We start from the raw sequence: 25,120 nt of genomic DNA, 5'->3' as shown, positions 1-25,120 counted from the left end.
CACGCTCAGAACACGCGCCCTTCGGTCAGGTGCGTCGTCACGCCGTTCAGCGTGTAGTCACCGATCACGCGCGCCTTGTGCAGCAGCGGGTTGTGACTGAAGATCGTGCGCAGGTTGCGCCAGTGCCGGTCGAAGTTGTGTGAGCGCGCCGTCGCCGACGCGCCGCCGACTTCGAACAGCCGCTCGGCCGCATGCAGCGCGAGCTTGCTGACGATCAGCTGCGTGCGCGCGGTCGCGAGCGCGCTGTCGAGCACGAGCGCATCCGCGTCGGCAGCGCCTGCTTCGATCGCATCGGCGGAGCGATCGAGCGCCCGCGCGTTTTCGCGCACGAGCGCGTCGATCGCGTGACTGTGCGCGGACAGATCGCCGACAACCTGCTGGACGAAATGATCGTCACGCGCAGTCGGCGCCGGGCTGTGCAGTGCCGGGCGTCCGTGCTCGAGCACGTAGCGACGTGCATCGGCCACCACGTTGCGCACGATGCCCGCCCCCGTCGCGACGAGATGCAGCTGCCGCAGCGCGCCGCAATGACGGCCGACGAGCGTCGAGCCGTCGCGCGGCGCCACTTCGTCCGCGAACACCTGCACGTCGTTCAGCACCAGGCTGCCGCTCGCCGTCATGCGCTGCCCCATCCCGTCCCAGTCGTCGAGCACCTGCAGGCCGTCGCGCGCGACGGGAATGATCACGGCCAGCGCGTCGCCCTGCTCGTCTTCCACGTTGATGCGGGCGAAATCGGCAAACGCGGTGCCCGTCGAATAGTATTTGCGGCCCGTCACACGATGGTGCTCGCCGTTGCGGCGCAGCACGGTCGTGTTCTCGCCCGGCCGCGACGTGCCGAGTTCCGTCGACGCGCCGCCGAAGATCGCGCCGGCCAGCACGCGTTCGAGTTGCACGTCGTTGAACGGCGTGCGCGGCGAGAGCCGCAGCGTCTCGGTCTGGTCGTAGTGAATGCGCAGCGCGTGCGCGAGATTCGAATCGGCGGCGGCCAGCGTCGCGATCGTGTCGAACAGATCGACCAGCGTGCCGCCGAGGCCGCCGCGTTCCACCGGAATCCGCAACGCGCCCAGCGCCGAGCGCCGGAAGATCGCGAAGCCCTCGAACGGCAGTTCGCGGCGCGCTTCACGTTGCGCGGCATCCTGGCCGATCGCATTCGCGACGTCGGGCAGCGTGGCGAGCGCGTCGCGTAACGCATCGCGCGGATCGACGGCATCACGGGCAGTCATCGGGCAAATCCTTGTGCGAGAAGATCGGAAGCGTCGCGACGTGGCGCGATCGCGGCACCGCAAAGTATAGGGACGCATGCAGCGCGCGCGAAAAACCGATTTCAGCTTTTGTTATGCGTGCGCCGGGATTGGTCGTGCATCGCCGCCGCGTCAGTGCTGGATGCCCCAGCGGCGCACGGTCACGCGCTCGAGCGTGTCGAACACGAGGTTCTCGACGAGCAGGCCGATCACGATGACGGCCGCGAGACCCGCGAACACGCGGTCGGTGTACAGCTCGTTGCGGTTCTGGAAGATGTACCAGCCGAGCCCGCCCTGCCCGGCGCTCGCGCCGAACACGAGCTCGGCCGCGATCAGCGTGCGCCACGCGAATGCCCAGCCGACGCGCAGGCCCGACAGGATCGACGGCAGCGCGGCCGGCACGAGGATCAGCGCGATCTGGCGCAGGCCCGTGAGGCCGTAGTTGCGCCCGGCCATCTTCAGCGTGGCCGGCACGCCGGCGAAGCCCGTGTACATGCTGAGCGCGAGCGGCCACAGCACTGCATGCACGAGCACGAACAGCAGGCTGCCGGTGCCGAGCCCGAACCACAACAGCGCGATCGGCAGCAACGCGATCGACGGCAGCGGATTGAACATCGACGTGAGCATCGTCAACAGGTCGCGACCGATGCGCGTCGACACCGCGAGCGACGTCAGCACGAACGCGAAAAACACGCCGAGCGCATATCCGCGCAGCAGTACCGACATCGAGATGCCGGTCTTGACGAGCAGTTCGCCGGACTCGATGCCCTGCACGAATGCAGCCAGCGTCGCGCCGAAGGTCGGCACGAGCAGGTCGTTCGCGACGATGCGCGCGACGATTTCCCATGCGGCGACCAGGACGAGCGCAATGACGCTGCGACGAAACCACCCGGCGTCGACGATGCGACGCGCCAGCGGGGCCGGGGCCGCGCGTTCGGCATCGGGCAGCGTGTCGAGCGTGCGCTCGTACTCGGCGCGAACGGGCGGCAGCGGTGTCAGGGACGGATCGATCGTGCTCATGATGAGGCTGCCTCCGTCGCCGGCGCGCCCGTCGCATCGGTATCGAACAGCAGGCGATGAATCCGTGCGACGTTGTCGCGGAAGTCGCCGGTATCGACGTTGTCGAGCGAATGTTCGTGACTGTTGAGTTCCGCGCGTACGCGGCCCGGATGCGGCGACAGCAGCAGGATCCGGTTGCCGACGACGAGCGCCTCCTCGATCGAATGCGTGACGAACAGCAGCGTGAAGCGGAACTCGTCCCACAACCGCAGCAGTTCCTCCTGCATCTTGCGGCGCGTGAGCGCATCGAGGGCGGCGAACGGTTCGTCCATCAACAGCACGCGCGGCTGCATGGCGAGTGCACGCGCGATCGCGACACGCTGCTTCATGCCGCCCGACAGCGTGTGCGGATAGGCGTCGGCGAATGCACTCAGTCCGACCTTGTCGAGATAGTGCAGCGCACGTTCGCGTGCCTCGGCACGCGACAATTTCGCGGCGACGCGCAACGGAAACGCGACGTTCTCGACGACCGTCTTCCACGGCGGCAACTGGTCGAACTCCTGGAACACCACGACGCGATCGGGTCCCGGCCCGCGCACGGGTTTGCCGTCGAGTGCGATCGAACCGGATACGGGCTCGATGAAACCGGCAATCGCCTTCAGCAGCGTCGACTTCCCGCACCCCGACGGGCCGAGCAGCACGAAGCGATCGCTGCCGTACACGTCGAAGCTCACCTGGTGCGTTGCGCGGACGATCCGCGCGCCGCTCCGGTATTCGAGGCTGACGCGGTCGATGGCCAGCAGGCGCTCGCTGTGCGAACCAGCCGGCGCGGCGTCCACACCGGACTGCCCGGCAACAGGCGTGGCGGGCGCGGCCTGAGCGGCGGACGACGCACCGCGACGCGACGCATACGGCGGCAGCCAGGTTCGGAGTGAATTGGCGTTCACGATCGGGACTCTTGCGGGGAAAGCATCAACATACGGCCGCGCGTGGCGCGGACCAACCATCGATTGCGCATATCGAAACCGCGCCGACGCATAAGCGTCGATCGCGGCGTCGAAGCGCCGGTGCGGTTCAACTGCCGCCGGCAGTCGCCGGATCGTCGAAGAAGTAGTCGCGCCACGATTTCGGTTCGTTGCGGATCGCGCCGGTGCGATGCATGAACTGCGCGAGCGGCAGCGTGTTCTGCGGCGCGGTCTTGAACTGCACCTGCGGATTGCGCAGGATCTTCAGCAGCAATGCGCGATCGATCTTCGACCCGTTCACGCGAATATACGTATCGGCCGCGCGCTCGGGATCGGCCGCGATCTGCCGCGCGGCGTCGGCCAGCGCGGCGACGAACGCGTGGTAGGTCTTCGGGTTGTCGTCGCGGAATTTTTCCGTCGCGTACAGCACCGTCGCGGAGCTCGGGCCGCCGAGCACGTCATACGAATTCAACACGATGTGCGCGTTCGGGTTGCCGGCGAGTTCCTGCTCCTGGAACGGCGGATTGCCGAAGTGCCCGGTGATCACGTTGCTGTTCGCGAGAATCGCGGCGGTCGCGTCGGGGTGCGGAATCGCCTGCGTGAGCGCGTCGAGCTTGTCGAACTGCTTGTCGCCCCACTGCTTCGCGGCCGCATACTGCAGCACGCGCGACTGCACCGACACGCCGACTGCCGGCACCGCGATGCGGTCCTTCGCGCTCAGGTCGGCGATCGTCTTCACGCTCGGGTTGCTGCTGACGAGGTAGTACGGGAAATTGCCGAGCGACGCGACGCCCTTCACGTTCTGCCGGCCGCGCGTGCGGTCCCACACGGTGAGCAACGGCCCGACGCCCGCACCGGCGACGTCGACCGCGCCCGACAGCAGCGCGTCGTTCACGGCCGCGCCGCCCGACAGGCGCACCCAGTCGACCTTGATGTCGAGGCCGGCCTTGCGCCCTTCCTTTTCGATCAGTCGCTGGTCGCGCGCGACGTTCAGCATCAGGTAGACGACGCCGAACTGCTCGGCGATGCGGATGCGGCCCTCCGCATGCGTGGCTTGCGGGAAGGCAGTGCCCGCGAATGCGAGCGCGGCGGTGAGCGTGGCCGCCAGCGCGCGGCGCGCCGGCAAAAACGAAAACGACATCGGGACTCCGGTCGGGATGGGGCGGGAATGAATGACGCGGCGCGCGGCTCAGAAAGGCGCGTCGCCTTCGATCGTCGTGCGGTACAGCTTGCGGCGCAGGTGGTCCGGCGTGCCGGCGGCGAGATGCATCAGCGAACGGTTGTCCCAGAACACGAGGTCGTGCTCGCGCCACCGGTGCCGGTATTGATGCTCGGCGCGGACGCTGTGCGCGAACAGTTCGTCGAGCAGCGCGCGGCTTTCATCGTCCGGCAAGCCGACGATGCGCGTCGTGAAATGCTCGCTGACGAACAGCGCCTTGCGGCCGGTTTCCGGATGCGTGCGCACGACCGGGTGGACTACCGCCGCAACCTGCGCGACCTGCTCGTGCGACAGCTTCGGCCGCCATGGGCTGCGCGCCCGCAGCTCCTCGTAGCGCGCGAGATACGTATGCTCGGCGCGCAGCCCTTCCACCGCGCGGCGCAGGTGGGCCGGCAGTGTGTCCCACGCGAGATGCATGTTCGCGAACAGCGTATCGCCGCCTTCCGCCGGCAATTCCTGCGCGTGCAGCAGCGAGCCGAGGCTCGGCTTTTCCTTGTAAGACAGGTCGGAATGCCAGAAATGGCCGGCGTCGCCGAGCCCGACCGGTTTGCCGTTCTCGACGATGTTCGACACGATCAGCACTTCCGGGTGGTCGGCCAGCGCGAACTGGTGCAGCACGTGGATCTGCAGCGGGCCGAAGCGGCGGCTGAACGCGATGTGCTCGTCCGGCGTGATGCGCTGGTCGCGAAACACCAGCACATGGTGATCGAGATGCGCGCGATGGATCCGCGCGAAATCGTCGGCGCCGACCGGTTGCGACAGGTCGAGGCCGATTACCTCGGCGCCGAGCGGCGCGTCGAACGGCACGATGTCGAAATGCTGCGCCGCGCCGTCCGGCCGCAAGGCGGGATGCCCGGCGGAAAGCGTTGCGGCGTCGCGGATGGCGGTAGTCGTCACGGCACGGCCCCTGATTCGGTCAAAACGCGAATCTACGAGGGCGTGCCGGCGCGCGTCAACGAAGCGATTCGGATACGTTTATCTGCTGCGGTGATAAAGATCGCTGCTTGCGCATACGGCAGCGATTGGGGGCCGAATCGTCCAACCGGCGCCGACGTCCACTGGGCGTCCTTGCCGGCGTGCCGGTCGGAACCGCAAGCAAAGTCGCCCCCTGTCTCTTTTTCCGTATCCGCTCGGATGCGGACAAGTTGCCACAACCTTGTGTGTGGACAGATAGAGATCGCTGCGTGTCCTTCTTTTTGCTCCGGTCCTAGCGGTCAGCCATCGCCAGTCACTTTATAGCGGAAATACTGCTTGTCGACCCACTCGACGCCGCGTCGCCCGTCGCCGAGCATCTCGCTCATCTCGTTCGGCACCCGCACCGAGCCGAAAGGCTCGAACCCGAGCCGCCGGTAGAGTCGGTGCGCCGCAAGCGCATTGCCGTTGCTGCGCACGATGATGTCGCGATAGCCGGGCGCCGCCTCGCCGACGCAGTGCCGCACCAGCGCCTCGCCGAGCCCGCGCGAACGCCAGTCCGGGGCAACCGCCAGCTCGGCGATCGACATTACGGGCCCGTCGCCGAGCGTCGCGCGCAGCGACACCGGCAATTTGCGGTCGTAGCCCGCATCGGCGGACAGCAGGAAACCGGCCAGCGTGTCGCCGGCCGCCCACAGATGGCAACGCGCGGCATGCTTGGTGAACAGTCCGTAGATCCAGCCGCGCTCCGCCGCCTCGTCCAGGTAGTGCCCGGCATATGGCCCCGTCGTAAACGCGTCCATGTACAGCGCGAGCACCTGCCGCTCCCACGCATGGAACAGGCCGATTCCGCCGGAACGAATCTCGCTCGTCGTCATCCCGCCCTCCTACCAGTCGAGCTGATAGGCCGTGCTCACCAGCAGCGACGAGCACAGCGTGGCCAGCTTCACGAGCGGCAGTCCGGCCGAATCGAACCCGTAGTTCGGATAGAAATACTGTCCGAGCCCCTGCACCTGCCGCTCGATCACGATCACGCGGCGATCGCGCGGCGCCGTCTCAATAATCCGTTCGACGATCTCCACCTTGTTCTCGATGTGAATCGACAGGATAACAATGTCGCATGCGCCGTAGTCGTACACCGCGCCATCCGCGTGAACCATCTCAATCGCCGCTCGGCGATAACGCGCCGGGTGCGATGCGCACAGGTGATCGACGAACCGCTCGCCGGTTCTGAGCGATTCCTCGCTGATATCCAGCCCAACGATGCGGGCGCCGCTGAACGACTGCATGAACAGGAGCGACAGCGGCATCCCGCCGGAGCCGACCATCGCCACCGTCGAGCCGGCAGACATGTCCGACAGGAAGATCTCGGTTCTCGCGAGCAGCCGGTAGATCTCCGCGTAGTATTCCTTGATGATCAGCAGCAACCCTTCGCTCGACGGCCCGGCGCGCAGCACGTCGCTCATCTGCCGCTCGAAGCGGACCTCGTTGTCGAGCGACAGCGCCTGAAAGCGCTTCATGTACTCGCGCACCGTCGCGTCGCGCAGGAAGCGCTCGGTCTCGTTCGCGTCGAGCACCGGAGACAGCAGGTAGTTGCGGATCAGCAGCGTCTTCGCGAAACACGCGCGCAGATCGTGCCGGTCGGGCGAGACGAACATCTCGTCGATCCAGCGATGGATCTGCGTCTTCACGAAGTCGATGCGGTGCTGGGTATCGTTGGCCGCGCAATGCGGTGCAAGCGGCAGGTTGGTCAGCATGTCGGTGTCGATCCAATCTCGGGTTGAGGGGCGCCGGCGAGCCGGCGTCAGATCCAGGCCTTCGGCAGCGCGGCAAGGCGTTCGCGCGCGACCGGCCGGGTCTGGCCGAACGGCGGATGCGCCCGCTTCTGCAACGCGTGCGCGAGCATCGTCGGCATCCGCGCAAACAGGAACACCGGCGTGGCCAGCACGGCGGGCACGCCCAGTTCGAGCAGGATCGCCGCGGCGGCCGAGTCGATGTTCGGCGGCAGTCCGCGCAGGTCCTGCATCGCGCCGCATACGGCCCGGTACGCATCGAACGCCGCGCCGTCGACTCCCAGCCGCACCGCGTGGCGCTCGAGCGCGGCCGGCCGCGGATCGCACTCGAGCAGCGGATGACCGAAGCCGGGAATCCGGTCGCCCACCTGCACGCGCTGCGCGACGCGATCGCGAATCTCCGCGGAAGGCCGGCCGACGAGGCTCGCGAAAAACCGCGTCGCGTCGCTGCACGCGCCCACGTGCGCGGAACCGCTGCCCGTCATGCCCGCGATCAGGTTCAGGTCGATGCTCGCGTAGGTGCTCGCCGAGAAGCGCGGCAGTGCGATGGTCGGCGCGACGAGACCGAAGCCGCCATGCAGCGCCACCAGCAGCACGTCGAACAGTCGGGCCTGTGCGTCGCGCGATTCTCCGCCGCACAGGCAGTCCAGCACCGATGCGCTGAAACCGCGCGCGGCGTCCGTCGGCCGAGGCCGAACCGGCGCCTCGTCGTCCACCGCGCGCCACGCCGCCAGCAGGCGCGGCAATACGGCGACGATGCCCAGGCCCGTCGCCACGTCGTCGTCCTGCCCGATGCCCGACAACGCGTCGGGCCACGCAACCGGCCGCGCCTGCGGCCCGGCGGCCAGCCCGGCCGCGATCGCCGAGACCAGGAACACCTCGGGCCGGCGCTGACGGCGGGCCAATTGCGCGGCGAGCAGGCCGTCGTCGGTCGGCCCGTCGTCGGCCAGCCGCGCCGCCAGTGCGCGGTCGAGGGCGCGCACGTCGCCCGCGTCCGGCATCCGGCCCGTGAGCACGTGCAGGATCGCGGCAGTGAAATCGACGGATTCGATCAGCTGCAGCAGATCGACGCCGCGTACCGACAGCCGGTCGGGCGAGATCGACACCGCATCGATCTCGCCTTCGTCGCGTGCGGCGCGCGGACGGGCGGCGTCCGGCGCCGGCAGGTCGTGATCGGTTCGCATCGGCAATGCTCCGCTTACTGCTTTGCCGGTTTCGCGATCAGCACCTCGAAGCCGATCGCGAGCATCCCCGCCCCCTTCGATACGCTGGCGTGCTCGCCGATACCGGCTTCATGCAGGTGCCCGACCGATTCCGCGACCGTGAACTTGCCGTCGAGATGAACCGGATGAACGCCCGCGGCCGCGCGCCGCTCGTTGAAGAACGCGAGCGCCTCCGGCGCCGGATCGCTGCAGGGTTCGTGAATCAGCGCGAAACCGCCGGGCGCCAGCGTGCGGAAGATCTCACGGTACGCGCCGACCGGGTCGGCCCAGTGATGCACGACCGAACGACCGATCACCGCGACGAACGTGCCGTCGTCGAACGGCAGCGCGTGGACATCGCCGGCGCGGATCGCGATCCGTCCTTCCAGCCCTTCCGCGCGCACGTTCTGTTCGGCGCGCTGCACCATGTCGTCGTAGTAGTCGACGCCGACGAAGCCCAGCGGCGCGAGCGACGGGACGCGGGCCAGCTCTATCAGCGTACGCGCGGTACCGGTGCCGACATCGAGCAAGCTGCCCGACGCGATGCGCCGCTGCGCGAGCTCGTGCTCGACGCGCTGCACCAGATTGCGGTTCCATTCGAGCGTGAACGTGTCGACATAGTGATCGTAGGTGTCGGCGTTGACTTCGGCGGGGGTGTTGGTACGCATGCAGGTCTCCAGTCGTGAGGTCTAGGGGTACAACGGTCGTGGAATCATCCGGCTGCGGGGCGCGCGCCGGCCGGAGCTGCGGCCGGCGCGGCGCCGAGCCTGCGCATGAGCCGCAGGAAAATCGTCAGGTACACGGCCTGGCGCACGACACTCACACCCGCGAGCAGCGCGAACAGCTGGGTGAGCGCGAGATGGTGCGTGACGCCGAAGTAGATCGCACCCGGGGTGACGATCCATGAAAAGAACAGCCCGAGCGCCATCGCGCGCGCCGGGCGTTCGAGAATCTGGAAGCAGCCCGTCACGAGGTTCGTCAGCAGATAGCTGAAAATGAACAGCGGCACGTAGTCGAGCAGCGCGGTCGCAACCGCGATCACGCCGACGTCGGACGCGAGAAAACGCAGCGCGAGCGAGCGCAGCAGGAAGAACGCGATGCTGATCGCCGCGGTGAACAGCACGCCCAGCAGCATCACCGACTGCAGGGCCGCACGGGACGGCGCGCGGCTGCGCACGAGATGGCCGATCCGGATCATGAACACCATGCTCAGGCCCTTGATGAGGATGAATCCGATCGTCATCAGCTCGAAGCCGATGCCGTAACCACCGATCGCGCGCACGCCGTAGCGGGCGATCAGCGAATAGACGGCGGTATTCGCGAGAAAGGTCAGCGCCTCGAGTGCGGCCGAGGGCAGGAAGATGTGCAGCAGCCGGCGCTGCGTCGGCCATTCCACGCCGGGGCGCGGCAGCACGACCTGCTCGCGGCGCAGCCGCGGGCGGATGCAGCGGACACACCAGCCAAGATACAGGCTCTTGGTGATCCACGAGGTCAGCGCGAGGCCGAACAGCTGCAGCGACGGATGCTGGCCGAACAGCCCGAACACGAGCAGCGGATCGAGGATGTTGTTGACCACGCCGCATGCGATGCTGATGCGGGCGGGCGACTTGGTGTCGCCGTACGTGCGCATCGCCGCGGAAAGCGCGGTGCTGAGCAGCGTGAGCGGAAAGCTGCCGATCACGAGCGCGTAGTAGCTGAACATGCGTTCGCCGTGAAAATGGCCGCCGGAAATGAACGTCATCAGCGGCACCCGCGTGCCGATCAGCGCCAGCACGACCAGCGCGCCGATCGCGCCCGCGAACACCAGGCTCTGCACGAACAGCCGGCCCTGGTCCTCGCGCGGCGCCTTGGCGAACACCGCGACGAACGACTCCTCGAAACTCTTGCCGAGCAGGAACAGGAACGTCGCCACGCTGCCGTTGACGAGCGCGAGCAGCGCCATGTCCTCCGCCGGCAGGTCGCGAATCCAGCGATAGTCGAACAGCGTCATGCAGTAGCCGAAGATCGACGACAGCACCATCGGATAGAGCATCAGCCAGGTCGCACGCACTTCGGCCGCGAACTGCCGCATGCGGTCGGCCCGCGACGCGCGCGTCGAAGCCAACGCGGCGGACGTCGAGGTCGCGGCAGACGCGGCAGACGCGGCAGACGCGACGGTAGCGCGATCGTCAGACATGGGCATGCCTCTCGTCGATCAGGCGCGGCAGCTTCTGGCGCGCGGAGAAGCGCAAGGCGTCGCGACCGAGCACGTCGAGGCGGCCCTCGCCCTTGTCGATGCATTCGCGCACGTCCTCGATCTCGAGCAGCGCGCCCGCGAGCCGCGACGCGAGCGGCGCGAGCTCGTCGCCGCCCAGATCCAGCGCGACCGTCAGGCAGTCGCGCCCGTGCGTGTCGACGGCCAAGCGAAACTGGCAATCGAGCGGACGGCCGGCGCACGCCGCCAGCCGTTGCGCCAGCAGCTCGGTGCTGACCAGGTTGCCCGCGAACTTGAAGCGCTGATCGGTCCGGCCCTGCAGCACGACGACCGAGCCGCCCTCGCCGCACGTGCAGCGCACCGACGGCCCGACGCGCACGCGATCGCCGATCCGATAGCGCAGCATCGCGAGGCCCGGGTTCGCGCGGCTCGTCACGAGGAGTTGCCCGTCCTCCTCTTCGAGAAAGAACCAGTCGTCAAGCACGTGGTAATGCCCTTCCGCGCAGCGCGGCGTGTGATAGCCGAGAAAGCCCGTTTCGGTCGCGCCGTACAGCCCGAAGAATGCGGCATCGCGCCAGCGCCGCTGCACGATCGCGCGCTTGCGCTCCGTGAACGCCTCGCCGGTGTAGAGGATCTTCGTCACGTCGAGATCGACGCCGTACGCGTCGAGCAGCCGCAGGCATTGCAGCACGCTCGTCGGCGTGCCGACCAGGACGTTGGGGCGGGCGCGGCCGATCAGGTTCAGCATCGCGGGCAAATCGGCACCGTATGCGTCCAGCCGCCCGATCGGGAGTACGTTCGCGCCGATCGCTTCCAGCAGCCGGTTCACGCCGTCGTACAGCGTGGAAAAGCCGCCAGCGGTAAACAGGTTCGCCACCCGGTCGGTCGGCGCGATCGCCGTGCCCGCCAGCGCGTTCGCGAGCGCCCGGCCGTAGGACGTGTCGGGCCGCTTGCGCGCCGGTGCGTTGAGCAGCAGCTTGACCTCGCCGCTCGTGCCCGACGTGGTGTAGAACGTCGCGCCGGCGAGACCGTCGTGATCGAGGCGGTCCAGCACGCGCCGCTTCAGGTCGTCGGCCGTCTCGATCGTGACCTGCGAGCGGAAAGCCGCGTAGCTGGCCACGCCCGCCGGCAGCAAACGCGCATAGCGGGCATCGTACGAAAGCGCTTCGCTCACGGCGGAGGAATCGAAGCGGGTCGTGCGCTCGGACATCGTGGGCTCCTGGTTCAGGCCGCGGTCACGCGCTTTCGCGCAGGAGCCGCAATGAGATCTTGCCGGTGCTCGTGATCGGAAGGTCATCGACGAACAGCACGTCGGCGATGCGCGGATACAGCGGGAACGCGGCCCGGTAGCGGCTCAGGATGCGTGCCTTGAAATCCACGTCCGCGCCGGCCGGCGTCAGGCCGGGCACGACGAACACCGTCAGCGCGCCGGTCTGCGGATCGGCGAGAAAATAGCTCTTCGCGATGTCGTCGTACGCATCGAAATGCTGGTGCAGCAGGCTGACGTTGATGAGCCGGCCGTTGCACTTGACCGTCTCGTCCCGGCGGCCGACCCAGAACACCACGCCGTCGTCGCGGCGGAACACCAGGTCGCCGGATTCCAGCGTCGTGAACCGCCGCAGGCTGCCGTCGGGCAGCAGATAGCCGTGCATCGCATACGGCGTGCGGTAAAGCAGATGGCCGGGCTCGCCGGGCGCGCACGGCCGGCCCTGCGCGTCGACGATCGACAGCTCGATGCGCGGATCGATCGGGCGGCCCGGCGCGAGGACGCCTTCGAAGCAGTACGAATCGACGTGCGGCAGGTCGTCCGGCGTGAGCGGCAGCGCGAAGATTCGCGGCCCCGATTCGGTCTGGCCGAAGTTGTTCCACACGCAGGCGCCGAGCGCGAGCAGGCGGCGCACCTGCGCCGCGTAGATGCGGTCGGATGCATTGAGCACGACGATTCCGTCGAACCGCATGCCCGGCGTCGCCTCGGCCAGGTCGCACACGCGCTCGGCAATGCTGCGGATCAGCGGCACGAAGCGGATCCGGCCGCTGCCCAGGTAGCCGAGTACCTCGTGCGCGGTCAGCGACGCCCGTTCGAGCCAGACGGTCGCGCCGGCCAGCAGGCCGTTCATCATCGTCGAGAAGCCGTACATGTAGTGCGTGGGGAACATGCACAGCACGCCGTCGCCGGGCTGCACGCCCAGATAGCGGCCGACCGCCAGCGCATTCTCGACGAGCTGCGCTTCGTCGTAGACGACGAGCTTCGGCGCGCTCGTCGTGCCCGACGTCATGAAGACGATCTGCGCGCGCGGCGCGCCGGGGTCGGCCCACGCGAACGTATCGGGCCCGGACGCTTCGGCATCGGCCATGGCCGGGTCGAGCACGACGACCGGCGGCCCGTCGCACGCGATCGACCGCGTCGCGACGACCGCGAGCGCATCGAGCCGGTACTGGCGCAGCGCGGCGGACAGCATCTTCGGGTCGCACAGGACGATCCGGCAGCCGAGCGTCGACGCGAGCAGCGTGAACAGGAAATAGTCGAACCCCGAGAAGCCGACCGCGATCAGGCAACCGCGCCCGCGCAGGTGCGGCTCCAGCGTACCGAGCGCGCGCCGGGCAGCCCTGAGCCGCGCGCGCAGGTCTTCCGCCGTCAGGCGCGCCCCGTGCAGCACGATCTGCCAGTTCGCGTCCCGTGCAAGCAGCGACGCGAACTTCATGCGGCCGCTCCTTCCAGCACGAGGGAGGCCGCGAGGCCGCCCATGCCGAACGAATTCTTGAGCACGCGCCGTGCATCGCTCGGTGTCGGGGCGCGCACCACGTTGACGGGGCACTCCTGCGCCTGCTCGTCGAGGTTGATGGTCGCCGGAATGAAGCGCTCCCGCAGCCCGATCGCCGTGTTCAGCACTTCCATCGCGCCCGCCGTCGCGATCAGGTGGCCGTGCTGCGACTTGTTGGCGGTGACGGGCATCCCGGGCCGCGTCGGGAAGATCGCGCGGATCGCCTCCGATTCGTGCTTGTCGTTGAGCACCGTCGATGTCCCGTGCGCGTTGACGTAGTCGATATCGGCCGGCACGCAGCCCGCATCGTCGAGTGCACGCTGCATCGCGAGCCGCATCTCGAGCGACTGCAGATGCGGGATGACGATGTGCTCGGCGGCCAGGCTTGCCCCGTAGCCGGCCACGCGCGCGAGCGGCGTATCGCCCCGGGCGCGCACCGCCGATTCGCGCTCGATCAGGAACAGCACCGCGCCTTCCGCGAGCACGAAGCCCGAGCGACGCACGTCGAACGGCCGCGACCGGTGCCGGGGATCGAGATTCAGGTCGGTCGAGATCACGTCGAGCGATTCGAGCCGCGCGAGATTGAGCGGATTGACCTTGCCCGACACGCCGCCGACGATGGCGGCGTCCACCCGCCCTTGGCGCAGCGCGAGCATGCCCATGCCGATCGCCTGCAGCGACGCGGAGCACAGGCCCACGTGCGCGAGCGCGCAGCCGCTGAACGGAATGTGGCGATGAATCGCGCCGAACACGGAGGTTGCGTCGCCGCTCACGAACTCGCTCATGCGCATGTGCGACACGAGCACGCGGATCAGCGCGTCGCGCGATTTGTCGCCGTTGACCTTCTCGACGAGCTCGAGCGCGCTCTGCACGTCGGTGGCCGGCACGTCGACGCCAACCAGGCAGCCGACGCGCTCCGGCGCGTAGTCGCGCGCGACGAACGGCGCCTGCGCGAGCAGCCGCGCGGCGGCGAGATCGCCGTACAGCTGTTCGGTCGCGATCCGTCGCGACGAAGGCCAGCGCACGCGCTCGTTGCCTTCGTCGGGAACGCCCGCGTGCTGGGTCGTATAGGTCGAGCAATCGAATTTCTCGATCTTCCGGATGCCGGAGCGGCCTTCACGCAGCGCGGCATGCAGTTCGTCGTAGCTGCCGCCGAGCGGCGTGACGGCGCCGAATGCACTGATGACGATGGCGTCCGATCGCGATTTCATCGCCCCACCCCGCTCAGCTTGCGTACCAGGATCGCCCCGAGGCCCGACGACACGCCAATGCCGTTGACCAGCACGGGCGCGCCGACCGGGATGGCCGGATCCGCGATCGCGAGGACCAGGTCGATCAGGTTGTTCGCCCGGCCGGTATAGCCGACATGCGGCTTGTACGCGTGCACGACGGCATTCGGCCACGCATGCTGCACGGCATTGCGCTCCGCCTTACCGAGCGACGGCTCGCCGTTCTGGTACAGCACGACGTGCGGCACGCCGAGCGCGGCCTCGCCGGGAAAGCGGGCGAACAGCCTCGACCAGTCAGCGCTCGACACGGACGTGTCGGGCTTGTACAGCGAATGCACGTCGAGCACCTGCGCGCAAGGCGCGCACCCGTCGCGCGGCGTGCGTTCGACGACGGCGCCAACGGCCCCGAACGCGGGCACGATGCCGACCGGGTGCGACGTCGTGCGCAGCAGACCCATCTTCTCGAACGCCGCGACGTTGTCGGCCGACGTCATGTCGCCAACGGCCGCGATGACTGCCCGGTCGATCGCGCCGCCCTCGATCTGCCGATGCGCTTCCTCGAGCGCGCACAGGCTGGTCAGCGACATCCGCTGCAGCGGATAGCCTTCGCCGCGCAGCGCGAACAGCTTCGATATCTGGTACAGCGCGTTGGTGGTCAGCAGGCGCAGCATGTCGAGCGGATTCAGGTCCGCCTTGACCTCGCCGAAGTAGCCGCAGCCGTCGAGGCCGTGACGCGCGTGCAGCGGCGCGAGCACGGCCATCGTCGCGTCCTCGCCCTCGACCCCCGTGAATACCGCGAACCGCTCGCGCTCTTCGTCCGTGTAGGGCCGGCCGACCGATGCCGCGTCGAACGCCTCGGCGGCCACCTGCAGCGCGAGACGCGAACCCGGGTTCAGCAGCGAACGATCCTCGCGCGCCATGCGCTGCACGAGCGGAAACGGCAGGTTGGCGCGCACGTAGTCGCCGGGCTTCTCGGCCGGCGCGAGCGGCGCGCGCGCGGCGAAGTCGACGTCCAGCAGCGACGCGATGTCGGGAAAAGCGGCCGTCGCGATGCCGAGGCCGGTGATGTACGACATGGCAAGTCCCCATTCACATGAGTCGAAATTCGGGCGGGCGCGCGATGCCGCGCCGCGCGGTGCGGCGTTCCTGCGACGCGGGCGGAACGCCCGGGTCAGCTGAACTGCGCGATACGGCGCTCGATGTAGTTCACCGAGAAGTGCTCGTAGAGATCCTGCAGGCTGCATTTCTCGTGGCCGTTCCAGCTCATCACGTCGCACACCTGCCGCCAGCCGGCCTCGGTCCACTCGGTGCCAGTGTGGTATTGCGGATCGAGCAGCATCCGGTTGAACGGCCACAGGTTTTCGAGGCTGATGCGGTTGTCCACCTTGTCCTTGAGCTCGTAGCACAGGTCGACGTAGTCGATCGAGCTCATGTTCAGCTCGCGGAACAGCGACGCGGAGTCGGCCACCTGTTCGGGACCGCTCAGATACAGGATTTGCGCGACGATGTTCTTGATGTCTTCCTTCATGGTCCACTCTCCTTGATTCACTGGGTCAGCCACTGATGTTTTCGCCATTGCCGAGATCGACGACGCTTCCCGTCGTTTCGAGCGAGCCGTTCGCGAGCAGCAGGACCGTGCGCGCGACCTGGCCGGGCTCGAGGATCTTGCGCATCGGAATCTGGCGGTAGAACGCCGCGGCGTCCTGCGACGCGAGAAAACGCTCGAACAGGTCGGAGCGCACGAACCCCGGTGCGACCGCGTTGACGCGCACGCCGAAGCGCGCCATCTCGAGCGCGAGCGTTTTGGTGAAGCGCTCGATCGCCGCCTTCGACGCGCCGTATGCGCCGTTGCCGGTCTTCGGCTTGCGCGCGGCGATCGACGACACGTTGACGATCGCGCCGCGCCGGCGCGACTGCATCCCGTCGCCGAACGCATGGCAAAACGCCATCGTCGCGCCGAGGTTGATCCGCAGCGTTTCCCAGTAGCGGGCGAACGGGCTGCCGATCAGCAGCGCATCGTCGTTGACGCCCGCGTTGTTCACGAGCACGTCGACGGCCGCCTCCGCGTTCACGTGGTCGGCGAACGCCTGCACGGCGTCCCAGTCGCCGCCGTCGACCCGAAAGCCGCGCGCCGCGCCGTCGTACGCGCGCTCCAGTGCGTCGGCCAGTTCCGGATTCGATCGGTAGGTGAAGTAGACGGTGTGGCCGTCGGCGATCAGCGCGTCGACGATCGCGCGCCCGATCCCGCGGGTGCCGCCCGTGACGATGGCGAGCTTCGTCATGCCGCGTGCTCCCAGCTGAGGATGCCGTCCATCACGCCCTGCCCTTTGGCATTGCGCAGTTCGACGTGCGCGGTGGTGCGCGCCCCGTCCTGCTGCAGGCGTCGCAGGCGCGCGGTCAGGCGCTCGCCCGGCCGTACCGGGCAGATGAAGCTGATCTTGCGAACCGTGAGCGCCGGAATCGGCCGGTTCGCCGCGAGGCCGAGCGCGTCGAACAGCATCGAGATCACCAGGCTGAGGCTGAACGAACCGGGCAGCACGGGAAACTGCTCGAAGTGCTCGTCGAAGAGCGGTGCGGCGCTCGCCACGTCGATCACACCGAACTGATCGCCGGTGATCGTGGCCGAGGGCGTTGCGACGGCGGGCATCATGGCCGGTCTCCCGGCGCGGCCGACGCGGGCGGGCGGGCCGGCATCAGCGCGACGAACACGGTACCCGATGCGACGGCCGGAAACATGCCGGCATCGGCGTCGCGCGCCGACACCTCGACGCGGTATCCGTCGCCATGTTTCGCGACGGTGCCGGCCAGCGCCAGCCGCGGATAGCCGTCGACGCGGTGCAGCGTCAGCTCGCGCAGCTGTGCCGGCACCATCAGCGCCGGCTCGCCGTGCATCGTGCGCGCCGCCTTGACCGCGAACTGATGCAGCGCCTCGATGACGAGCAGCGCGGGCCGTGCGCTCGACCAGTCGTCATACCGCCGCGGATCCGCGGCGCCCGCGAAACGCGCGGGATCGGACGGATCGCGGATCACGCGACAAAGGGCAAGAAAGCCAGGCCGCGCCGTCTCGCTCCCCCTCTCAAACCTGGTATGGCTCATTTTTATGCCTTGTTATGTCTGTGTTTTGGCTTCTCGCACCCCGGTGACCGCTCTCACGTCGGCCGATGTCGTGCGGATCAAGTGCTGATCGGCTGCGAGTGTATCGATTCGTCGCCGAAAGAAACGATCATGCGACCAATTGCAGAAACGGGCGACGAACCGCGCGTGGGGCCGATGGAATGCAACGCGGTCGTGCGGCCGCCGACGGGCCGCGACCGGCTCGCCGCACCGCTGCGCGGCAGCGCTCGCTGACGGCCGCCATTCATCGCGAAGGAATGCCGTTCGTCCGCGCGTTCCGCCGTTCGTCGCACTGCGCAATACGGGGCCGCGGTTCCCGCTAAGGTGGCGACATCGATCGAATACCCTGGGAGGTGCCCGTGTTGGCGGCCAGCTTGAGTCATGTCACGAAAACCTATGGAACCGGCCCGCTCGCGGTCGCGGCGGCCGACGATGCGTCGCTCGATATTCTCGCGAACCGCTTCACGGTGCTGTCGGGCCCGTCCGGCAGCGGCAAGACGACGTTGCTCAACCTGCTCGGCGGCATCGATCGCCCGACGCGCGGCGCCATCACGGTCGCGGGCCAGCGAATCGACGCGATGCGCGAGAATGCGCTGGCCGATTTCCGCGCGCGTCACGTCGGGTTCGTGTTCCAGTCGTTCAACCTGCTGCCGGTATTCAGCGCGTTCGAGAACGTCGAATATCCGCTGACCCTGCTGGGCGTCGCCCGCGCGCGGCGACGCGAACGGGTGCTCGCGCTGCTCGACGCCGTCGGCATGGGCGACAAGGCGAATCGCCGGCCCGGCCAGTTGTCGGGCGGCCAGCAGCAGCGCGTCGCGATCGCGCGCGCACTCGTCACCGAGCCGGCACTCGTGCTGGCCGACGAGCCCACCGCCAACCTGGACAGCGCGACGGGCGCGACCATCATCGCGCTGATGCGCACGATGCAGCGCGAGCGAGCGACGTCGTTCGTGTTTTCGTCGCACGACCCGCAGGTGATCGCCGCCGCGGACGACGTCGCGATGATTCGCGACGGATGCGTCGTCGAAACCCGCTCCGCCGCCGTGCACGAGGAGGCCTGCCAATGAGCACCTGGGTTCTCGCCTTCCGCAATCTGCTGCGCAACCGCCGCCGCTCGTCCACCACGCTGCTCGCGATGGTGGTCGGCCTGTCCGCCATCCTGCTGTTCGGCGGCTATGCACGCGACATCAATTACGGACTCCAGACCAGCTACGTGCGTCAGGGCGGCCATCTGCAGATCCAGCACCGCGACTATTTCCTGTATGGCAGCGGCGACCCCGTCTCGTACGGGATCGCCGACTACCGGAAGATCATCGACACCTTGCTCGGTGATCCCGAGCTGGCTCGCGAGGTGACGGTCGTGACGCCGGTGCTGACGATCAACGGCATCGCCGGCAACTTCGCGGCGGGCGTATCGCGCACCGTCTCGGGCAGCGGGATCGTCGTGGCCGACCAGAACCGGATGCGACAGTGGAACGACTACGGCTTCGCCGACCGGGCGACGCCCGTCGCGCTGACCGGCAGCGCCGCGAATGCCGCCGTGATAGGCACGGGCGTCGCGCGCGTGCTGCGCCTCTGCGATGCACTGCGCGTACCCGATTGCCGCGATCCGGTGACGGCGGCGGCCCCGGCTGGCGCGTCGGACCTGCCCGACGACATTGCGTCGCTCACGCGGGCCGAGGCCGCGGCGAAGCCGGTGCGGCACGGCGGGCTCGCTCGTCTCGAACTGCTGACGTCGAATGCGTACGGCGCACCGAACGTCGCCGAACTGTCGGTGATCTCGGCTCAGAAGCAAGGCGTCAAGCAGATCGACGACATGTTCGTGCAGGTGCATCTGCCGCAGGCGCAGCAGCTCGTCTACGGGACCGGCCCGAATGCGAAGGTGACCTCCATCGCCGTGCAGCTGAAACACACGGCCGCTCTGCCGGCCGCGCGCGCCCGCATCCAGACGCTGCTGCGCACCCGGCTCGCGGGCGAGCCGATCGAGGTGCTCGGCTTCGCGACGCTGAATCCGCAGTACGGCCAGGTCACCGGCATGTTCGGCGCGATCTTCGGCTTCATCGCGGCGCTGATCGCCACAATCGTGCTGTTCACGGTCGGCAACACCATGAACATGGCCGTGATGGAGCGCACGCACGAGATCGGCACGCTGCGCGCGCTCGGCCTGCGTGGCGCGGGCATTCGCCGCCTGTTCGTCTGCGAAGGCTGCCTGCTCGGTATGTGTGGCGCGATTTCAGGCACCGTCCTCGCGCTCGCGGCGGGTGTCGCGATCAACCGCGCCGGCCTGCACTGGACGCCGCCCGGACAGACCGATCCGGTCGCGCTGTCGGTACGCGTGTGGGGCGAGTTCGGGATGATCGCGCGCTACGCGCTCGGCGTGACGGTGGTCGCGACGTTCTCGGCCTGGCTGCCCGCGCACCGCGCTGCCCGCCTGCCGATCGTCGATGCGCTGCGTTTCGCCTGATCAGGAGCCGCTACCATGATCGTTTCCATCCGGATCCTGCGCGCCGCCGCGATGCTGCTCGCGTTCGCCGCCATCGCGGCCGCGGCGGCGGAGCCGTCGGCGCAACAGCTGCTCGCGCAAAGCGACGCGGTGCGCAATCCCGACAAACCGTTCGGCCTGACGACGACCCTGCTCGAATTTCGCAATGGACAGCAGACGGACAGCGAGGTGCTGAAGATCTACTCGAAGGCAGACCCGGCAACCAGCCAGTTCCGCACGCTGGTGCAGTTCGTCGCCCCGGCCCGCGACGCGAACAAGCTGATGCTGAAGAACGGCAACGATCTGTGGTTCTACGATCCGTCGAGCCAGGCCAGCGTGCGAATCTCGCCACAGCAGCGCCTGCTCGGCCAGGCCGCGAACGGCGACGTCGTGACCGTCAACTGGGCGAACGACTACGACGCGTCGCTGGCGGGCGAGGAGAACGTGGCGGACGGCGAGCACCAGACCCGGCACTGCTACCGGCTGCACCTGACGGCGCGCGCGGCGGACGTCACGTACCACGCGATCGACCTGTGGATCGCGAACGATACGAAGCGGCCGGTCAAGGCGCGCTTCTTCGCGGCGAGCGGCAGCGTGCTGAAGATTGCGTACTACCGGCACTACCAGGACCGGTTGGGCGCGGCGCGGCCGACGGAAACCGTCATCATCGACGGGCTGGATCCCGGCTGGGTCACGGTGATGCGCTACTCCGACTACGCGTGGCGCGACATTCCGGACGCGTGGCTGCAGCGCGCGTACCTGGCCCGCTTCAAGGCCGACTAGACGATGGCGCGATCCCGGGTCGCGATACTGATCTGTGCGGCGGGCGTCGCGACCGCGCAGCCGGCCCTCGCTGCCGACGACGCGGACGGCGACGCGCTGCGGCTCGCCGATACGGCGGCAGCGGCTCCCGTGACGCCGAGCAACTGGCGCGGCACCTTCGAGGCGGCCGTCGCGAACTACACGGCGGCGAACCAGGCCGCGTCCGTGACGCTCAACGACAACGCGCGCGTATCGAACACGCTGTCGTACGACGGCACGTCCGGCAACTGGCGGGCGATCGTTTCGAATCGCTTCGATGCGGGATGGCGTGCGGGCACGTCGCGGTACAACGCGGTCGACACGCTGAAACAGGCGTATGTGAGCTGGCAGGCGAGCCCGAACGCGCTCGTCGACCTCGGCCGCGTGAACCTGCGCGAAGGCGTCGCGTCGGGCTTCAATCCCACGGACTTCTTCAAGGTCGGCGCACTGCGCTCCGTCGTCTCGATCGACCCCGAGAGCCTGCGCGAAAACCGGCTCGGCAGCGTGATGATGCGCGGGCAACTGCTCTGGAGCGGCGGCTCGATGACCGCGCTGGTGTCGCCGCGGCTCGACACGCATCCGAACGAGGCGACCTTCAATCCCGATCTCGGTGCGACGAATGCACGCACCCGCTACATGCTGAGCGGGTCGCAGCGCCTGTTCGGCAATTTCTCGCCTCAGTGGCTGCTGTACGGCGGCGAAGGTATCGCACCGCAGTTGGGCGTGAACGCCACCACGCTGATCGACGATGCGACGGTCGGGTTCGTCGAATACGCGATCGGCCGCGGCAGCGCGGTCGGCGATTTCGCGCAGACCGCATCGTCCTGGGTCTCGAAGCTCGCGACGGGCGTCACCCATACCTTCGCAAACAAGCTGTCGCTGACGCTCGAGTACGACTACGACGGCGCCAGCGCGAGCGGCGCCGCATGGCGGGCACTGCAAGGCGACCCGTCGCGATACTGGCGCTATCGCGACATGGCCGGCACCGCGCAGGAACTGATGACACGGCGCTCGCTGTTCGTCTACGCATCGATGCCCGACGTCTTCGTCCAGCACCTGGGGTTGACCGCGATGGCGCGCTACAACCTCGACGACCACAGCTACTTCACATGGCTCGAAGCGCGCTATCACTGGCCACGCACCGACTGCGCCGTGCAATGGCAGAGCAACCACGGCTCGGCGCGCAGCGTCTATGGCGCGCAGGCGCAGGGCGAGATCGTGCAGGCGATCGCGACGTTCTTCTTTTGAGCGCGGAAACAGGGGAAAGCGCGGCCGCCGACGCGCATCATGCAAGACGCGCCCGACGCGATGCGTTGGGCGCGGAAGGCGGCGTAGCGGCGCACGGACCGCGAACCCGCGGGAGCGGGCGGCGCAACCGCCCGGGTCGCCGGGATCGCGGCGGACCCAGACGTCCGCCCTCGCCGGCGACGCGGCCTCGTTCAGCGCGATTCGAGCGCGGATCCGCCGCCGCCCTCCAGCACGCCGTTCGAATGACGGACGCAGCGCGTCACAACGTTGATTGCACGTCCGAACGGCATGCCGACGAGCCCGCCCCAGACCGCGAACGACAGGACTGCGAAGGCGTCGGTGGCCGCCCACGGCTGCGCGGTCTCGATCGAGTAATGAATGAAGGTTTCGGCGACGAAGGTCAGGAGCAGCGTGACCAGCAGGCTCGCGTCGCCCGGCAGGCGGACGAACATGCCATCCGGCCCGGTCCTGAACTGCAGGCGCCATCCGCGCGCGTGGAACCAGCCGCCTGTCGAGCCGACCACCAGCATCGCAAGGGCCGCCGCGTACGCATCGACGCCCGCCTTTGGAAACAGGTGACCGAGGCTCGACAGGCCGAGGCCGACGAATACGACCGGAAACAGGAGGGGACGCACGGGACGCACTTCGCGCACGAAGCAGCGCTTCACGCCGATATAGACGAGCGCGCAGAACAATACATAGACGTAGGTCGGCAGGTGGGCCAAGGGGTACCTCGTTCGGAAGCGCCGCAACCGGCGGGATGTCAGCAACTTTAGCGGCCGGCCGCATCGAGCGCCGCATGTTGCGATGAACGGTCGAAATCGCCGGATGAACGGCCCTCGGGTCCGGCGAACGTCCTTGCGGATCGTCACCTGCGCGTCGGAGCCGATCGCCGATGGCAATGCCGTCGCAAATTACGCTACCATCTCCGCAAACCTCCCCGCTCGCTGCCATGCCAAGCAAGCCGCTCGCCTTTCTGTCGTCCGAACCGCACGTCGGCCCCGCACATCGAGGCCGCTCGCTGCTGGGTCTTTTCTGTTTCAACTCGGCGGTCGGACTGATCTTCTGGGCGACGCGCCGCAACGAAGCGCTGCTGCCGTACTTGGTCGTCGCGAACGGCATCGGGTTCAGCGCGACACTGCTCGGCGTCGCCATCGACCGGCTCGTGCGCGGCAAACTCGCGCTGGTTCCAAAGATCCTGATCGTCGCGCCGGCCAGCGTGTTCATCGGTTTTGAGGTCGCGGCCTCCACCGTCGGCCACGTTCCGCACCTGATCGGGCATGCAGGCATCAAGGTCTGGCTGGCCTACGGCTCGTCGTTCATTGTCGCCGGCGCCGCCTGCGCGTTCGTGTCGGTGTTCGTGCAGGCCGCCCGCATGCGCACGTCGCTCGAGACGCAGCGGCGCGAGGCCGCCGAGGCGCGCCAGGCCGAAACGGCCGCGCGGCTCGCGCTGCTGCAGGCCCAGATCGAGCCGCATTTCCTGTTCAACACGCTGGCGAACGTGCAGAGCCTGATCGAGCGCGATCCGGCTCGCGCCACGACGATGCTCGACAGCCTGAACCGCTATCTGCGCGCGAGCCTGGGGCGCACTCGCAAGGCCACCTCCACGGTGGGCGAGGAACTGGAACTGGTCGAGGCGCTGCTGAAGATTGCGACGATCCGGCTCGGTGAGGAACGCCTGCGCTATTCAATCGACGTCCCGGAGGCGCTGCGGGCCTTGCCGCTGTCGCCGCTCCTGCTGCAGCCCCTCGTCGAGAATGCGTTGCTGCACGGCATCGAGCCGTCGGTCGCCGGCGGTGAAGTGCGTGTTCGCGGCACGCGCGACGGCAATTTGCTCGTCCTGAGCGTGAGCGATACCGGCGTGGGCCTCGGCAACGGCGGCACGAAGCTCCACGGCGGCGTGGGACTCGCAAACATTCGTGCCCGAATTATCAGTCTCTATGGCGAGCGCGGCCGCGTGTCGGTCGGCACGAATGCCGAAGCCATGCGGGGCGTAACCGCAACCTTGCAGATTCCGATTGCCTGACATGCCGACAGCCCTGATCGCCGACGACGAACCCAACCTATCCGCCGAACTTGCCGCGCGCTTCGGTACGCTGTGGCCCGAACTGGAGATCGTCGGGATGCCGCGCAACGGCGTCGACGCGCTCGCGGAGCTCAATGCAAAGCGCCCGGATTTCGCTTTCCTCGACATCCGGATGCCCGGTATCGACGGGCTGAAGATCGCGAGCCTCGTGCCGCACGTGCATGTCGTATTCGTAACGTCCTACGACGAGTACGCGGTTCAGGCATTCGACCAGTCGGCGATCGACTATTTGCTGAAACCCGTGACCGATGATCGCCTCCTCCGCTGCATCGTCAAGCTGCAGCGCGGCGGCCCTGCACCGGCCGACACCGCGCTGTTGGCCGGCGCGCAGGAGCAGCGAGATGCCGCACTCATACGGTGGCTGACCGTAGGGATCCGGGATACAACCCGACTCGTTTCAGTGGACGAGGTGCTGTATTTTCAAGCAGCGGACAAATACACGGAGGTCGTTACCGCGAGCGAGCGGCACGTGATCCGAACACCCCTCAAGGAGATGCTGCTGCGCCTCGATCCGGGGCGTTTCGCGCAGGTGCACCGCGGTGTAATCGTTGCCTACGCAGCGATTGATCACATCGAGCGAGATCTGCTTGGTCGACTGCGCATCCATTTGCGCGGAAGCTGCGACGTTCTTCCCGTGAGCCGCGCCAGCGCCGGCCTCTTCAAGCAGATGTAAAGGGTTGGCCGATGCGGTTCGCGAAATATCGAGTGCGACGATATCGGCGCTGATATCGCCCGCGCTCACGTCCCCCGATTGCAGGACTGGATCCATACCCCGCTGCCGAATCGAGCCCCTTGAGATTGGCGGCCAACCCTCCTATTCGCTTGAGGCTGCCATTGACGGCGGATTGCGGGAGGACTTTGCAGGGCAAGGAT

General features: G+C 68.0%; 26 protein-coding genes. 7 read left to right on the top strand and 19 right to left on the bottom strand.

Annotated elements, in window-relative coordinates:
• Nucleotides 1-5: 5 nt before the first annotated feature.
• The 18 genes from DIE03_RS18280 to DIE03_RS18195 form a co-directional block, all read right to left on the bottom strand.
• Nucleotides 6-1,223, bottom strand: coding sequence for an acyl-CoA dehydrogenase family protein (locus DIE03_RS18280; protein ID WP_124452712.1), 1,218 nt, complete (start codon nucleotides 1,221-1,223; stop codon nucleotides 6-8).
• A 150-nt stretch (nucleotides 1,224-1,373) separates the two neighbouring features.
• Complete coding sequence (locus DIE03_RS18275; RefSeq protein WP_124452710.1) at nucleotides 1,374-2,261, bottom strand: ABC transporter permease; 888 nt, start codon at nucleotides 2,259-2,261, stop codon at nucleotides 1,374-1,376.
• A complete protein-coding gene (locus DIE03_RS18270) occupies nucleotides 2,258-3,247 on the bottom strand; it encodes an ABC transporter ATP-binding protein (RefSeq protein ID WP_124452708.1) in 990 nt (329 codons plus the stop codon). The genes DIE03_RS18275 and DIE03_RS18270 overlap by 4 nt, the downstream gene beginning before the upstream one ends.
• A 67-nt stretch (nucleotides 3,248-3,314) precedes the next feature.
• Complete coding sequence (locus DIE03_RS18265) at nucleotides 3,315-4,346, bottom strand: ABC transporter substrate-binding protein (RefSeq protein WP_124452706.1); 1,032 nt, start codon at nucleotides 4,344-4,346, stop codon at nucleotides 3,315-3,317.
• Nucleotides 4,347-4,394: 48 nt separating this feature from the next.
• Nucleotides 4,395-5,321 carry a TauD/TfdA family dioxygenase gene (locus DIE03_RS18260; protein WP_124452704.1) on the bottom strand — a complete coding sequence of 309 codons (927 nt, stop codon included), beginning with the start codon at nucleotides 5,319-5,321 and terminating at the stop codon, nucleotides 4,395-4,397.
• A gap of 317 nt (nucleotides 5,322-5,638) precedes the next feature.
• A complete protein-coding gene (locus DIE03_RS18255; protein WP_124452702.1) occupies nucleotides 5,639-6,214 on the bottom strand; it encodes a GNAT family N-acetyltransferase in 576 nt (191 codons plus the stop codon).
• Between the two features lie 9 nt (nucleotides 6,215-6,223).
• On the bottom strand, nucleotides 6,224-7,093 hold the full coding sequence (locus tag DIE03_RS18250; protein ID WP_124452700.1) for a nicotianamine synthase family protein: 870 nt from the start codon (nucleotides 7,091-7,093) through the stop codon (nucleotides 6,224-6,226).
• 47 nt (nucleotides 7,094-7,140) lie between these two features.
• Nucleotides 7,141-8,313 carry a citrate/2-methylcitrate synthase gene (locus tag DIE03_RS18245; protein WP_124452698.1) on the bottom strand — a complete coding sequence of 391 codons (1,173 nt, stop codon included), beginning with the start codon at nucleotides 8,311-8,313 and terminating at the stop codon, nucleotides 7,141-7,143.
• A 14-nt stretch (nucleotides 8,314-8,327) separates the two neighbouring features.
• Nucleotides 8,328-8,999 carry a class I SAM-dependent methyltransferase gene (locus tag DIE03_RS18240; RefSeq protein WP_124452696.1) on the bottom strand — a complete coding sequence of 224 codons (672 nt, stop codon included), beginning with the start codon at nucleotides 8,997-8,999 and terminating at the stop codon, nucleotides 8,328-8,330.
• A gap of 44 nt (nucleotides 9,000-9,043) precedes the next feature.
• On the bottom strand, nucleotides 9,044-10,507 hold the full coding sequence (locus DIE03_RS18235; RefSeq protein ID WP_260434909.1) for an MATE family efflux transporter: 1,464 nt from the start codon (nucleotides 10,505-10,507) through the stop codon (nucleotides 9,044-9,046).
• Complete coding sequence (locus DIE03_RS18230; protein WP_124452694.1) at nucleotides 10,500-11,735, bottom strand: hypothetical protein; 1,236 nt, start codon at nucleotides 11,733-11,735, stop codon at nucleotides 10,500-10,502. The genes DIE03_RS18235 and DIE03_RS18230 overlap by 8 nt, the downstream gene beginning before the upstream one ends.
• Before the next feature lie 25 nt (nucleotides 11,736-11,760).
• A complete protein-coding gene (locus DIE03_RS18225) occupies nucleotides 11,761-13,227 on the bottom strand; it encodes a class I adenylate-forming enzyme family protein (protein ID WP_124452692.1) in 1,467 nt (488 codons plus the stop codon).
• Nucleotides 13,224-14,498, bottom strand: a complete 1,275-nt coding sequence (locus DIE03_RS18220; protein WP_124452690.1) for a beta-ketoacyl-[acyl-carrier-protein] synthase family protein — start codon at nucleotides 14,496-14,498, stop codon at nucleotides 13,224-13,226. The genes DIE03_RS18225 and DIE03_RS18220 overlap by 4 nt, the downstream gene beginning before the upstream one ends.
• The gene (locus DIE03_RS18215) at nucleotides 14,495-15,592 is read right to left on the bottom strand and encodes a beta-ketoacyl synthase N-terminal-like domain-containing protein (protein ID WP_124452688.1); all 1,098 of its coding nucleotides are present in this window, start codon (nucleotides 15,590-15,592) and stop codon (nucleotides 14,495-14,497) included. Before DIE03_RS18215 ends, DIE03_RS18220 begins: the two co-directional genes overlap by 4 nt.
• A gap of 95 nt (nucleotides 15,593-15,687) precedes the next feature.
• The gene (locus DIE03_RS18210; protein WP_124452686.1) at nucleotides 15,688-16,044 is read right to left on the bottom strand and encodes an acyl carrier protein; all 357 of its coding nucleotides are present in this window, start codon (nucleotides 16,042-16,044) and stop codon (nucleotides 15,688-15,690) included.
• Nucleotides 16,045-16,069: 25 nt separating this feature from the next.
• Entirely contained in the window at nucleotides 16,070-16,798 is a 729-nt protein-coding gene (locus DIE03_RS18205) for an SDR family NAD(P)-dependent oxidoreductase (protein WP_124452684.1), read from the bottom strand.
• A complete protein-coding gene (locus tag DIE03_RS18200) occupies nucleotides 16,795-17,166 on the bottom strand; it encodes a hotdog fold domain-containing protein (RefSeq protein WP_124452682.1) in 372 nt (123 codons plus the stop codon). Before DIE03_RS18200 ends, DIE03_RS18205 begins: the two co-directional genes overlap by 4 nt.
• Nucleotides 17,163-17,546 carry a hypothetical protein gene (locus DIE03_RS18195; RefSeq protein WP_260434908.1) on the bottom strand — a complete coding sequence of 128 codons (384 nt, stop codon included), beginning with the start codon at nucleotides 17,544-17,546 and terminating at the stop codon, nucleotides 17,163-17,165. Before DIE03_RS18195 ends, DIE03_RS18200 begins: the two co-directional genes overlap by 4 nt.
• Before the next feature lie 195 nt (nucleotides 17,547-17,741).
• Between DIE03_RS18195 and DIE03_RS38775 the strand changes: the two genes are divergently transcribed.
• The 5 genes from DIE03_RS38775 (at nucleotide 17,742) to DIE03_RS18170 (ending at nucleotide 22,161) form a co-directional block, all read left to right on the top strand.
• Complete coding sequence (locus DIE03_RS38775) at nucleotides 17,742-17,864, top strand: hypothetical protein (RefSeq protein WP_260434907.1); 123 nt, start codon at nucleotides 17,742-17,744, stop codon at nucleotides 17,862-17,864.
• A gap of 125 nt (nucleotides 17,865-17,989) precedes the next feature.
• Nucleotides 17,990-18,697, top strand: coding sequence for an ABC transporter ATP-binding protein (locus tag DIE03_RS18185; protein WP_409364425.1), 708 nt, complete (start codon nucleotides 17,990-17,992; stop codon nucleotides 18,695-18,697).
• On the top strand, nucleotides 18,694-20,094 hold the full coding sequence (locus DIE03_RS18180; RefSeq protein ID WP_124452678.1) for an ABC transporter permease: 1,401 nt from the start codon (nucleotides 18,694-18,696) through the stop codon (nucleotides 20,092-20,094). Before DIE03_RS18185 ends, DIE03_RS18180 begins: the two co-directional genes overlap by 4 nt.
• A 15-nt stretch (nucleotides 20,095-20,109) precedes the next feature.
• Nucleotides 20,110-20,895 (top strand): outer membrane lipoprotein-sorting protein, encoded by a 786-nt coding sequence (locus tag DIE03_RS18175; RefSeq protein ID WP_124452676.1) that lies wholly within the window; start codon nucleotides 20,110-20,112, stop codon nucleotides 20,893-20,895.
• Nucleotides 20,896-20,898: 3 nt separating this feature from the next.
• On the top strand, nucleotides 20,899-22,161 hold the full coding sequence (locus DIE03_RS18170; protein WP_124452674.1) for a hypothetical protein: 1,263 nt from the start codon (nucleotides 20,899-20,901) through the stop codon (nucleotides 22,159-22,161).
• A gap of 191 nt (nucleotides 22,162-22,352) precedes the next feature.
• Here DIE03_RS18170 and DIE03_RS18165 read toward each other — a convergent pair whose 3' ends face one another.
• Nucleotides 22,353-22,886, bottom strand: coding sequence for a hypothetical protein (locus DIE03_RS18165; RefSeq protein ID WP_124452672.1), 534 nt, complete (start codon nucleotides 22,884-22,886; stop codon nucleotides 22,353-22,355).
• Between the two features lie 227 nt (nucleotides 22,887-23,113).
• Between DIE03_RS18165 and DIE03_RS18160 the strand changes: the two genes are divergently transcribed.
• Nucleotides 23,114-24,187: a sensor histidine kinase gene (locus DIE03_RS18160; protein WP_124452793.1), complete on the top strand. Its 1,074-nt coding sequence runs from the start codon at nucleotides 23,114-23,116 to the stop codon at nucleotides 24,185-24,187.
• A 1-nt stretch (nucleotide 24,188) separates the two neighbouring features.
• On the top strand, nucleotides 24,189-24,920 hold the full coding sequence (locus DIE03_RS18155; RefSeq protein ID WP_124452670.1) for a LytTR family DNA-binding domain-containing protein: 732 nt from the start codon (nucleotides 24,189-24,191) through the stop codon (nucleotides 24,918-24,920).
• Nucleotides 24,921-25,120: the final 200 nt, after the last annotated feature.

Source organism: Burkholderia sp. Bp8992 (genome assembly GCF_003853705.1).
Classification (GTDB): Bacteria; Pseudomonadota; Gammaproteobacteria; order Burkholderiales; family Burkholderiaceae; genus Burkholderia.
Note: the sequence above shows the minus strand (reverse complement) of the source record. Positions and strands in the feature narration are given on the sequence as shown.

Bases quoted from the DNA above. Each gene is read 5' to 3' on its own strand.
- DIE03_RS18155 (WP_124452670.1), top strand. From the start codon at position 24,189: ATGCCGACAGCCCTGATCGCCGACGACGAACCCAACCTATCCGCCGAA.
- DIE03_RS18240 (WP_124452696.1), bottom strand. From the start codon at position 8,999: ATGCGTACCAACACCCCCGCCGAAGTCAACGCCGACACCTACGATCAC.
- DIE03_RS18270 (WP_124452708.1), bottom strand. From the start codon at position 3,247: ATGGTTGGTCCGCGCCACGCGCGGCCGTATGTTGATGCTTTCCCCGCA.
- DIE03_RS18255 (WP_124452702.1), bottom strand. From the start codon at position 6,214: ATGACGACGAGCGAGATTCGTTCCGGCGGAATCGGCCTGTTCCATGCG.
- DIE03_RS18175 (WP_124452676.1), top strand. From the start codon at position 20,110: ATGATCGTTTCCATCCGGATCCTGCGCGCCGCCGCGATGCTGCTCGCG.
- DIE03_RS18200 (WP_124452682.1), bottom strand. From the start codon at position 17,166: ATGATGCCCGCCGTCGCAACGCCCTCGGCCACGATCACCGGCGATCAG.
- DIE03_RS18215 (WP_124452688.1), bottom strand. From the start codon at position 15,592: ATGTCGTACATCACCGGCCTCGGCATCGCGACGGCCGCTTTTCCCGAC.
- DIE03_RS18235 (WP_260434909.1), bottom strand. From the start codon at position 10,507: ATGTCTGACGATCGCGCTACCGTCGCGTCTGCCGCGTCTGCCGCGTCT.
- DIE03_RS18225 (WP_124452692.1), bottom strand. From the start codon at position 13,227: ATGAAGTTCGCGTCGCTGCTTGCACGGGACGCGAACTGGCAGATCGTG.
- DIE03_RS18230 (WP_124452694.1), bottom strand. From the start codon at position 11,735: ATGTCCGAGCGCACGACCCGCTTCGATTCCTCCGCCGTGAGCGAAGCG.
- DIE03_RS18205 (WP_124452684.1), bottom strand. From the start codon at position 16,798: ATGACGAAGCTCGCCATCGTCACGGGCGGCACCCGCGGGATCGGGCGC.
- DIE03_RS18180 (WP_124452678.1), top strand. From the start codon at position 18,694: ATGAGCACCTGGGTTCTCGCCTTCCGCAATCTGCTGCGCAACCGCCGC.
- DIE03_RS18160 (WP_124452793.1), top strand. From the start codon at position 23,114: ATGCCAAGCAAGCCGCTCGCCTTTCTGTCGTCCGAACCGCACGTCGGC.
- DIE03_RS18275 (WP_124452710.1), bottom strand. From the start codon at position 2,261: ATGAGCACGATCGATCCGTCCCTGACACCGCTGCCGCCCGTTCGCGCC.
- DIE03_RS18250 (WP_124452700.1), bottom strand. From the start codon at position 7,093: ATGCTGACCAACCTGCCGCTTGCACCGCATTGCGCGGCCAACGATACC.
- DIE03_RS18280 (WP_124452712.1), bottom strand. From the start codon at position 1,223: ATGACTGCCCGTGATGCCGTCGATCCGCGCGATGCGTTACGCGACGCG.
- DIE03_RS18265 (WP_124452706.1), bottom strand. From the start codon at position 4,346: ATGTCGTTTTCGTTTTTGCCGGCGCGCCGCGCGCTGGCGGCCACGCTC.
- DIE03_RS18170 (WP_124452674.1), top strand. From the start codon at position 20,899: ATGGCGCGATCCCGGGTCGCGATACTGATCTGTGCGGCGGGCGTCGCG.
- DIE03_RS18245 (WP_124452698.1), bottom strand. From the start codon at position 8,313: ATGCGAACCGATCACGACCTGCCGGCGCCGGACGCCGCCCGTCCGCGC.
- DIE03_RS18210 (WP_124452686.1), bottom strand. From the start codon at position 16,044: ATGAAGGAAGACATCAAGAACATCGTCGCGCAAATCCTGTATCTGAGC.
- DIE03_RS18220 (WP_124452690.1), bottom strand. From the start codon at position 14,498: ATGAAATCGCGATCGGACGCCATCGTCATCAGTGCATTCGGCGCCGTC.
- DIE03_RS38775 (WP_260434907.1), top strand. From the start codon at position 17,742: ATGCGACCAATTGCAGAAACGGGCGACGAACCGCGCGTGGGGCCGATG.